The sequence below is a fragment of the Paraglaciecola polaris LMG 21857 genome (assembly GCF_000315055.1).
In the GTDB taxonomy this organism is placed as follows: domain Bacteria; phylum Pseudomonadota; class Gammaproteobacteria; order Enterobacterales; family Alteromonadaceae; genus Paraglaciecola; species Paraglaciecola polaris.
The window spans coordinates 40,439-51,377 of sequence record NZ_BAER01000097.1; the positions used below are offsets into that span (position 1 = coordinate 40,439).

General features: G+C 45.1%; 9 protein-coding genes. All 9 read left to right on the forward strand.

Annotated features, from left to right (window positions below):
- Positions 1–53: 53 nt before the first annotated feature.
- Positions 54–1,166, forward strand: coding sequence for a tRNA guanosine(34) transglycosylase Tgt (tgt, locus tag GPLA_RS16215; RefSeq protein ID WP_040515108.1), 1,113 nt, complete (start codon positions 54–56; stop codon positions 1,164–1,166).
- Between the two features lie 30 nt (positions 1,167–1,196).
- Positions 1,197–1,532 carry a preprotein translocase subunit YajC gene (gene yajC, locus GPLA_RS16220; protein WP_007106040.1) on the forward strand — a complete coding sequence of 112 codons (336 nt, stop codon included), beginning with the start codon at positions 1,197–1,199 and terminating at the stop codon, positions 1,530–1,532.
- A gap of 76 nt (positions 1,533–1,608) precedes the next feature.
- A complete protein-coding gene (secD, locus tag GPLA_RS16225; RefSeq protein WP_007106041.1) occupies positions 1,609–3,453 on the forward strand; it encodes a protein translocase subunit SecD in 1,845 nt (614 codons plus the stop codon).
- Between the two features lie 10 nt (positions 3,454–3,463).
- Positions 3,464–4,405 (forward strand): protein translocase subunit SecF, encoded by a 942-nt coding sequence (gene secF / locus GPLA_RS16230; protein ID WP_007106042.1) that lies wholly within the window; start codon positions 3,464–3,466, stop codon positions 4,403–4,405.
- A gap of 304 nt (positions 4,406–4,709) precedes the next feature.
- Entirely contained in the window at positions 4,710–6,167 is a 1,458-nt protein-coding gene (gene gmtY, locus GPLA_RS16235) for a gamma-mobile-trio recombinase GmtY (RefSeq protein ID WP_007106043.1), read from the forward strand.
- Complete coding sequence (gmtZ, locus tag GPLA_RS16240) at positions 6,167–8,833, forward strand: gamma-mobile-trio integrase GmtZ (protein WP_007106044.1); 2,667 nt, start codon at positions 6,167–6,169, stop codon at positions 8,831–8,833. Before gmtY ends, gmtZ begins: the two co-directional genes overlap by 1 nt.
- A gap of 1 nt (position 8,834) precedes the next feature.
- Positions 8,835–9,512 carry a gamma-mobile-trio protein GmtX gene (gmtX, locus tag GPLA_RS16245; protein WP_007106045.1) on the forward strand — a complete coding sequence of 226 codons (678 nt, stop codon included), beginning with the start codon at positions 8,835–8,837 and terminating at the stop codon, positions 9,510–9,512.
- A complete protein-coding gene (locus GPLA_RS16250) occupies positions 9,512–9,949 on the forward strand; it encodes a VPA1267 family protein (protein WP_007106046.1) in 438 nt (145 codons plus the stop codon). Before gmtX ends, GPLA_RS16250 begins: the two co-directional genes overlap by 1 nt.
- On the forward strand, positions 9,946–10,939 hold a 994-nt coding region (locus GPLA_RS16255), incomplete at its 3' end, for a helix-hairpin-helix domain-containing protein (protein WP_304621364.1). The genes GPLA_RS16250 and GPLA_RS16255, both read left to right, overlap by 4 nt.

Here is a 10,939-nt window from a genome sequence, read left to right on the forward strand (position 1 = left end):
TCACCTCAGACGAGAACACGCTGGTGGGCAATGCGTATCAGCAGGAAGTATTTATGCAATTTGAATTAGACAATACAGATGGAAAGGCGCGCCGCGGTCGTCTTAAGTTTGCTCGGGGCGTAGTTGAAACCCCAGCATTTATGCCTGTCGGTACCTACGGTACGGTCAAGGGCATGACGCCAGAAGAGTTAGATGAAACTGGGGCTCACATATGCTTAGGTAATACCTTTCACCTAATGCTGCGCCCAGGAACGGAAATCATTAAGTTGCACGGCGACTTACATGATTTCATGCATTGGCATAAGCCGATTTTAACTGACTCAGGTGGTTTTCAGGTATTCAGCCTTGGGGATTTACGTAAGATCACCGAAGAGGGGGTGACATTCCGCTCACCAATCAATGGTGAAAAGATATTACTTACTCCTGAAAAATCCATGCAAGTACAGCGGGACTTAGGATCCGACATTGTTATGATTTTCGATGAATGTACACCGCATCCCGCCACCGAAAGTGAAGCGCGTCTGTCGATGGAGCTTTCATTGCGCTGGGCCAAGCGTAGTAAAAAGGAACATGGTGATAACCCGTCGGCATTATTTGGTATTATTCAAGGTGGTATGTACGAAGGTTTACGAGATGTGTCTTTGCAGGGCTTAGAAGATATTGGCTTTGACGGATATGCTATTGGTGGTTTATCTGTTGGCGAGCCAAAAGAAGATATGATCAGAATATTGGATCACACCACAGACAAAATTCCAGCGCACAAACCCAGATATTTGATGGGCGTGGGCAAACCAGAAGATTTAGTAGAAGGTGTGCGCCGTGGGATTGATATGTTCGACTGCGTTATGCCTACGCGTAATGCACGTAATGGACACTTATTTGTCACCAGCGGAATTGTGAAAATTCGAAATGCGGTGCATAAAACGGATACCGGTCCTTTAGATGATAAATGTGACTGTTACACTTGTAAAAATTATTCTCGGTCATATCTACACCACTTGGACAAATGTAACGAAATATTAGGTGCGCGCTTAAACACTATTCACAACTTGCGTTATTACCAACGTGTTATGCAAGGTTTAAGAGATGCGATTGCCGAGCAAAAACTCGATGGCTTCGTTGCAGATTTTTACGCACAAAAAGATATGCCGGTACCGGCGCTATAACTACAAAACTTAACTTTATATGGGGAATTTATGAGCTTATTTATCTCTGATGCTTATGCACAGGACGCAACAGGTGCTTCAGGCGGCGGATTCGAAATGCTAATTATGCTTGGTGTATTTGGATTGATTTTTTACTTTATGTTATATCGTCCACAAGCAAAGCGTGTAAAAGAGCATAAAAATTTGGTTACCTCATTGGGCAAAGGCGATGAAGTCTTGACTCAAGGTGGTATGGTTGGACGTATAGTGAAAGTATCTGATGAAAAAGACTTTTTAGAAATCGCCTTAAACGATACTACTAACATCGTTGTGCAAAAATCTGCTATCTCAGCTGTGTTGCCAAAAGGCACGATGAAAGCGATTTAAATTCAGTTACGTCTAATAAAGCGGGCCATTGCCCGCTTTATTTATGTTACGCCAGCCAAAACGGAAGGATTTTCACGTGTTAAACCAAACTCCGCTATGGAAGTACCTAGTACTGATATTTATTATCGGTATTTGTGCTCTATACGCCACCCCAAATTTGTACGGTGAGGACCACGCAGTGCAAATCTCTGCAGGCCGTAATGCAACCGTCGATGACGCTTTGCTTAATCAGGTCACAGAAACATTAGCCACACAAGGTATTGCTAGCAAGAGTATTGTGCTGGACAACCAACAGATTCTCGTTCGACTTACCAATGCAGATTCTCAGCTAATCGCCAGAGAGACGTTAGAGCGTGCCTTAGGTGATGATTATTACGTCGCCATGAATTTGGCCCCTGATACCCCAGCGTGGTTAGAGGCTTTAGGTGGCGCACCAATGAAGTTAGGACTCGATTTGCGCGGCGGGGTGCATTTCTTAATGGAAGTTGACATGAACTCTGCGGTCAACAAGTCATTCGAAGACATGGTGGGGGATTTCAGAAGTGCCTTGCGCGAAGAAGGCATTCGCTATCGTACCGTGCGTCAAGTCGAGGGCGGAGTAGAAATATTTTTCCGCGACCAAGATACCTTAGATAAAGCTGAATTCTTTTTACGCAATCGGAATCGAGACTTGGTTTTTACCGAGAAAAACGATCTGAAAATCATGGTCAGCATGTCAGAGCAAAAACTGGCTGAGACACGCGATTACGCTGTGAAGCAAAACATTACCATTATCCGTAATCGGGTAAATCAGTTAGGTGTTGCTGAGCCGAGTGTGCAAAAACAAGGTGTTGACCGTATCGCTGTGCAGTTACCCGGTATTCAAGATACGGCCAGAGCAAAAGAAATCTTAAACGCTACCGCAACACTTGAGTTTCGTTCGGTGGATTTAGACCATGATGTACGCGATGCTGTAGCTGGTCGTGTACCGGCGGGCTCTGAATTGGTGTTGAACCAAGACGGACAACCTCAACTACTGAAAAAGAAGATTATTTTAACCGGTAATCATATTATCGACGCCAACTCTAGCGCTGATGAGTATGGTATTCCTCAGGTTAATATCTCCCTTGATTCTAAAGGCGGCAGCAAAATGTCGCAGTTTACCAAAGACAGTATCGGTAAACCTATGGCCACCGTTTTTATTGAATATAAATCTACCGGTGAGCGTGATGCAAACGAAAAACTAATATTTGAAGCAAAGCGAGAAGTGATCAGTGTCGCTACAATTCAAGCGCGATTAGGCAGTAGTTTCCGTATCACAGGATTAGATTCCCCTCAAGAAGCGCATAATTTAGCGTTATTACTGCGTGCTGGAGCGCTGATCGCGCCCATCCAAATTGTGGAAGAGCGCACTGTAGGGCCAAGTTTAGGTAAAGAAAACATCAGATTAGGTACGCAAGCCATTATTTGGGGCTTTATTGCGGTGCTTATTTTTATGCTGATTTATTACAAAGGATTTGGCTTAGTGGCTAACTTAGCTCTGACCTTAAATCTGGTGATGATAGTCGGTATTATGTCGATGATCCCTGGCGCGGCATTATCCCTACCAGGTATGGCAGGTATCGTACTCACAGTTGGTATGGCGGTGGATGCAAACGTACTGATTTTTGAGCGTATCCGGGAAGAATTACGTGAAGGGCGAAGCCCACAACAAGCGATACATCATGGTTACGACAGCGCGTTCTCAACTATCTTAGATGCGAACATTACTACCTTCATTGTCGGTTTGATATTGTTCGCTGTAGGTACAGGCCCTATTAAAGGCTTCTCGATTACCTTAATGATAGGTATCGCCACTTCCATGTTTACCGCAATTTTTGTTACCCGTGCTGTTGTTAATGCATGGTGTGGTGGTAAGCCATTGAAAAAATTATCTATATAGGAGCCGTGATATGCAATTGTTAAACATGAAAAACACAGTTGGCTTTTTGTCGTTACGTATTCCAGCGGCGATATTCTCCACGGTATTAATTCTTGGTTCGTTGGTCTCCTTGGCTGTGAATCAGCTCAACTGGGGCTTGGATTTTACCGGTGGTACACAAATTGAAATGCGTTATGAAGGGGTTGCGAATTTAGATGCGATCCGCGGTGAATTAACCCAAGCGGGTTTTAACGAACCTATCGTACAAAATTATGGCAGTAGTCAAGACGTCCTTATACGTATTGCACCGATTGACGGCGTGAAAAACGTTGAAATTGGTGACCGGGTTGTGAATGCGTTGCAAACCGCCGATCCCGGTACTGAAAAGCGCGGTATTGCGTTTGTAGGACCCAATATTGGTGATGAGCTGGCTGAGCAGGGGGGATTAGCTATGCTGGTATCTTTGCTATGTATCTTGGTGTACGTCGCTATGCGCTTCGAATGGCGTTTTGCCCTAGGCTCGGTTATCGCATTGGCGCACGATGTTATTCTCACCTTAGGTTTGTTCTCGATTTTACAATTGGAGTTCGATTTAACGGTATTGGCTGCGGTACTGGCGGTCATCGGTTACTCGTTGAACGATACCATAGTGGTATCTGATCGGATCCGTGAAAATTTCCGCAAAATACGCAACTCAGACACCGAAGAAATAATCAATATTTCACTTACTCAAACCCTGAATCGAACCATCATTACTTCACTCACGACTGTGTTGGTGTTGATGTCATTGTTCTTGTTAGGTGGCGCGACAATTCACGGTTTTGCAACCGCGTTGTTGTTTGGGGTGCTGATTGGTACATACTCATCTATTTACGTAGCCAGTTTAGTGGCACTGTGGTTAGGGGTGAGTCGTGAAGACTTAATGCCAACTGAGATAGAGAAAGAGGGCGCTGACCAAGAGTCGATGTTGTAATTTACACCATATGAGCTTGTCTCATATACCTGTTAGATTATGTGAAAGCCGCTTAAGTAATTAAGCGGCTTTTTTATTGGTCTATATGGGCAAAAAGTACAACTCCATAATGTTGGGACGTTGAGGAATAGCTTGGGGGGTGTTCCGGCGTATGACAGGTACAAAAAAACGAGTCATATGTTATATATAGTGCTTTTAAGTGTGTATAACATGTATTAAGGCAGAGAAATCTGCCTTTTCTTTGACAAAAATACATTAAGGGATATAGTGTACTGTATGTTTATTGTGTACAGGGATACGATATTTGTCTTCAGTCAAAGTAAAAGCCACCGTTGTTGAAGATAACACGGGCATAAAAAGCCAACTGCCAGTGTTGCTTACCGAACAAGGCGAATTGAGTGTTGTAACGGATTACCTTCTTAAAATGGAGGCTAACGGTGTCAGTGCGTCCGTCATGAATCAATTCATTCAAGTCGTTTCTTTGCTTTTAGATTATATGGAGGCAAACAAGGACTTGTTCAACGACCCAAAAATTCTCTTCCAGACCTTTGCTAAGCGTTTGTATAGCGGCACTATCGGAGAAGATGGACTCGATCCGTCAGGTTTATATTGGATGCCAAGCTCAACAGAGCATGTCAATAAACACATCCATAGGCTGACAGCTTTTACTGACTGGATTGCTAATAAGCAAGGTACTGAGCCAATGAACCCCTTGCGTGATGCGACTTCGCATGAACAACGCTTAAATTACGCAGCATGGTTTCGTAAAAACCAAAATGATTTTCTCGGCCATATCGAAGATAAGAACATCAATAAAACCATTCGTAAAGCCAGAGCAATGAAGGGCCGCACATCTTTAACCATGACTGAAGACGATGCAATTGCCTTTCCAGAAAAACACTGGGAGTCATTATTCAAAGATGGAATTGGTGGCGCAAAAGACCCAAGGGTAGCACTAAGAGATAAGCTTATTCTTCTGCTGATGCACGGCGGTGGTCTGCGAGAAAGTGAAGCGTTATCAATTTGGGTGACGGATGTGTTTGAAGACCCTTACAATCCAGATAATGCTGTGGTTCGGGTATACAACGAAGTTGATGGTAAAGCACCTGATGGCTGGCGCAGTCGAAGTGGGAAGCATACCAGAGCAGCCTATCTTAAAGAAGAATATGCCCGTATACCGCGAATCAAAATGCAGGGTACATCGCGGATTGGCTGGAAGAGTCGTGTCGTTGATCATCGAGATAGCTACCTCCAAGTACAATGGTTCCCAACGGACTATGGCAAGGTCTTTATGTCACTTTGGAAGAACTACCAAAAGTACCGAGCCAGCATTGATTGCCATCACCCGTATGCGTTTATCTCCTTTCATCACAGCGCCCTTGGTAACCCCTACACCCTGAATGCCTTTCACCAAAGCTATGCGCTGGGTCTAAAGCGCATTGGGTTAGCACCGAATAAAGCGGAAGGGTTAGGGCCACACGGACACCGACATAACTACGGTAGACGTTTAGATTGTTCAGGGCTTAACCCGTTAGTCATTCGCCGCTGTATGCACCACAAATCACTGGAGTCTCAGGTTCCCTACACAGGCAAAGGGCAACAGGAAATCTCTGATGAACTCAACAAAGCCTCGCTGCAACTGGCAAATCCTGAGTCCAAAGTGAAACCACTGGATTGGCAAACATTAGTCGAACATGGTTTTGACGACATTGACCCGCAAGGGTATTTCACAGGCAAGCATCCGAAATTACGAGGTAAATAATGGCAACAAAAGGCAAAAAACATGACGGACGCGGATCGGATTTAACGTTTAAATGGATGCTCACAACGCTTGGCCCTGAGTGGGAGCAATGGCAGGTATTAGCCGCTGAGTGGATGGCGACACAACCTGCGGGAGTTAACGACAAGCTCAAGTCACTTTGCTTTTTCTTTGAGTCCTACCTATCGGAGCGAGCACCCTATTCAGCCGATGTTGGTCTGTTTTTCAAAGGATATAACGGTCATCGCTGCTCTACTGAAGATCTAGAATCTAGGATAAGAGAGACCGTTAATAACCCTCCTTCAATTGCAACTTACATAAACTCTTCCTGTATATTCATTAATTACATCATTGAGCATCATTTATCTGAAGAGGACGATAGTGGCAAATTAATACCACTGGTTCAAAACCCGTTGAGCAAAATTAAGCGTCAAAATTCACTCACTGAAACCGTGCGCAACCCACTGCCGTATCGTTATATCCAAGACCTGCGCCACATCCTGTGCCCATTACCAGATAAAGCGGAATTGGCGGTGATTGAGCAAAACCTAGCGCAAGGCGAGTCGTTACTGCCTAGCTATCACTACCGCCACTTCAAGCATTGGACATGGGCGCAGGAGCAGTCAGGGCAAGGTAAAGTAGGTGGAAGTGGCGACTGGTTCGGCGTCGAGCCTGAGCTGATTGACAAAGCCGACCCCGATTGTGTGTGGCGCACTAAAGAAGTGGAACGAAACAATAAAAAAATCACCCTCCACCAAATTTGGTCGCCCGTCAAAGCGATGATCATATTTATGAAACTGCATCTGCCGCTGCGCACCTATCAGGTGCGTATGCTAGACAGTGGCGAGGCGGACACGTGGCGCTATGAAAACGGTCAATGGAAGCTCAATGACAAGCACGACTTTGTGCTCGGTAGCGAAAAACGCCCCTTCGGAAAAGGTATCTTTCGCCGCATCCATGACACCATGACAGGGCAATATTCCACAGGGTTATATATCAATACCAACAAAACCGCAGACCAGAATAAATCGGAACTAGAGCGCGGCTACATTATTCCTTGGCAAAACGAAGATGTACTGTATTGGCTGGAAAAGCTGCGTAACTGGCAGGAAAAATACAACCCAATAGTGAAACCGACTGACTGCACCACACTGCAAAGAAAGCATATTGGCGATAAGAAGTCACAAACTCAGTTAGAAAGCATGGGGGAAATTGCCTTTCTGTTTCGGGATGCGTCAGCGAAAGGAATTGACGGGTGCAAACCAATTGCTGGGAAACAGACTCTGGCACCTTTCTGGTATCAACTCTTGCTGACACTGGAAAACCAACTCGCTGAGCAAGGAAATGCGCTTGATAATGGCGAACGACTTAAACTGGTTGTGGATTACCCCGAAGGCACTCCAGAAGGCGCTAAGGTTGCCACGAACCACCCACTGCACAGTTTGCGTGTATCGCTGATAACAGCCTACTGCATGGACACTCAGTTACCACTGCCTGTTATATCTAAACTGCTGGCAGGCCACTCACGCATCCTAATGACCATCTACTACAATAAAATCACCCCGTCCGTGATGGCGGAAAAAATGAGTGAAGCCGAAGGGGAGCTTGAGGGTAAAGCCAAGCAGTCAGTGCGCAACTTCCTTAAAGATGCCTCACTAGCGCAAATTCAATGCAAAATGGTCTACCACAAAGAAGACAGCATTCAGGCGGCGTTAGTTAACCGTAACCCCATCGGTTGGGAAGAACGCTCATCTGGCTTATGTTTGGTCGGAGGCAACACAGTCAAATCCGATGAAATCAGTACGCTCGGCGGTTGCTGGAACGGTGGAGAGTTGATTAGAGACGCAAGTGCTGCCGCTAATCGCATCTATGGCAGCGTACCGCACGGCCCTGAAAACTGCATTCGTTGTCGCTGGTTTATTACCGAAGCCTATTATCTAAAGCCACTAAACGCTCAGTTCAATCAACTCAGTTACAAGGCGCACCAAGCCGCCAACTTATCCGTTGAAATCGAGGGTGAGCTAGAAGCCCTAAAAGACGAGCAGTTCTTCTGTGAAGAGCAAGGTGCGCCTTTTACCAAGCATGATGACATGCAGGTTCTACAACGCCGCTATGAAAAGCAACAAGTAGAGGCTGATGAATACACCAAAGACTGGATAGCCTGCTTTGAGTTAATCAGCAAAATCATTCACGTAGAGGAAGCGCGAAACGATGATGACACCAAAGATAAATTGATTGCAGTAGGGAATGAGCAAGATATTAGCCATGCCTTGAGATTCGTTGAAACAGAGTCTGAGTTATTGCACTTATCTCTTCTATGTGATGATGCTGAATTCTACCCTGATTTGCAGGATGAATTGCGTAAAACGCCAGCTATCCAAAAGCGTTCCATGCAGCTTAGCCGTGCGCTTATGAAGAAAGGCTTTGAGCCTATCTTTATGGAAATGGATGAGAAGCAGCAGCTAATCGCTGGCAATGCTATGTTACGCCAAATGGCAAAGATAGCCGACCCAGACGATAAAATGGAAGGCTACCGTAAAGTGGCTAATTACATCGAAGCGGGTGAATACCTATCTGACAATAAACTATTTAACGCAGGTATGAACGCACTGTCAGATAAAGCCTTACGATTAGAAAATTTCACCCAACCTGCACTATTGGAGAAATAGCATGGATCTGGATATAGATGTCATTCTTGAAGATTTAAAGGACGGTAAAGTACCGAGAACCAAACAAAACTTAGATACGCTCAATACTATCTTAAAAGAGTATGCTGAATCAGGTCAGAAGGACTTCTCAATTACGCAGATTGGACGAATATCGGCAGCCGAATCTGGCCCCGGTTACGAAGCACTTAGAGCGACCCGTAACACGCATTACCGCGCTTTGATTGAAGCATGGGCGCAAAAGTGCAAGACAAACACCAAGAAACCATTGGTGGCGCATGCCCGTTCAAAGTCCGTACCCGTCGATAATAAATTGCTAGAGCGTATTCCTGACCCTGCCGTTCGCGCTTTGTTTGGGCAAATTATTGCTGAGCGAAACCGCTACCGTAAAGAAGTAAACCTGCTTAAGCAACACGCCAACATCACCATTGATAAGCGACCTGTTCGTCAGTTTGATGCCAGCACAGAGCCAAGCATTGAAGTGCTACCTTCACTTTCTGGCGTGTTTACTGAATCAGAGAAAAAGGCACTGGCTTATGCCATCTCCGATGAGTGTATGGACAAGAACGACTGGCAAACCACGCAGGCAGGCCAGGTGAAAGACATGGATTACAACACAGAAATATTCCCTCGTGGCTTTGTGACTGGTTTGCGAAAGCTACTTGGTGAGGTTGACGACTAATGGCAAATGGGCAGCAAAAAGCACAACAAAACCTTGATGCGTTTCTGGAGTGGTCGGCAACCCAAAAGGATGATGACTACAAGCAGATTGCTTTTAGAGGACAGCTCAGTCGCACTGAAGTAGCCAAGGCCGTTGGCTGTGGTAAATCAGCCTTAAATCAAAATCCTGATATACGAAAGCACTTAAAAAAGCTGGAAGATAACCTGCGCGACAAAGGCGTACTGCCACCACTAACCGACACCGCCAAAAAAGAAGCGAATAAGCCAAAGCAATACGACAACACGGCAAATCGCAAGGCGCTTGATTCAAAGCGTTCATCATCACTGGAGGCTGAGAATATCGAGTTAAAAGCCAAAATCAAAGAGCTTCAAGGTAAGCTTAAACGCTTTGGTGAATTATCAGAAACCCTGTCAGAAATGGGGTTCATGCCAAGATGATGGGTGATAATTCAATTCTGCAACAAGCTGTTGCAAAAAATGCAACAACTGAAAATACTAAATTGTCCAACAGCGTTGGACAATTGCATGAAGACCAAATGCGCGTCACCAGTATCCCTTTCAGTTCAGCTAACATGGTGATATTCAGCGGCACACCGTTAAAGAGAAACTCTTACAGAGCCAACAGCGGTAAATACTATGTCACGGTAAAGGTAGACCCCGACACATTGCCTGCACAACCATCTATCGGTCAGTATTGGTCAGTCAAAGGAAATCGACAAGTCGAAAGCATGGATATAGGTGATTACGTGATGGAGCAGCATACCTACCAGTCACCTGAGCATGTTGAGTGTAGTTTGCCAGAAACAGGCGAACAATTGATCCGATTCATCGCCAGAGAAGCTGCCTTTAAAGGTATTGGTGAAAGTAAAGCAAGGGCATTATGGGAGCTTTTAGGTAAGAATTTTCATGAAACGTTGGCAAAAGATACGCCAGAGTCAAGAGAGCGGCTTAAAAGCGTTCTGAGCGAAGATTCCATCATTGCATTGTTTAAGGGGTATGCTAAATACAAGAATCTAGGCTACTGCAATTGGATGTCCGAACAAAAAATCCCTGCCAGTGTTCAGCAGCGTTTGTTGAAGTATCACACTGAGCAATCCATAGAAGCCATTAAACAGAATCCTTACGTATTAATTGGTTTTGGCATGAGCTTTACAGAGGTGGATGCTCTTTCTCAAGCGCAACTTGAGGACGCAACAAATGATGACAGGCGATTGAGCGCAGCGCTTGAAGTAGCAATACGCAAAGAGATTGATAAAGGCCATACCTACACAGCACAAGACAATTTACGCCCTCACTTAACCAAGTTACTCAAAGACAAAGAGCTGGTCGCTAAAGCGTTTAAGGCGGGTTATGACAAGGCTCAATACCTTTTAAATCACGAGACAGGCACTTACCATCCAACGGCTCAGTTGCTGATGGAAAATGTCG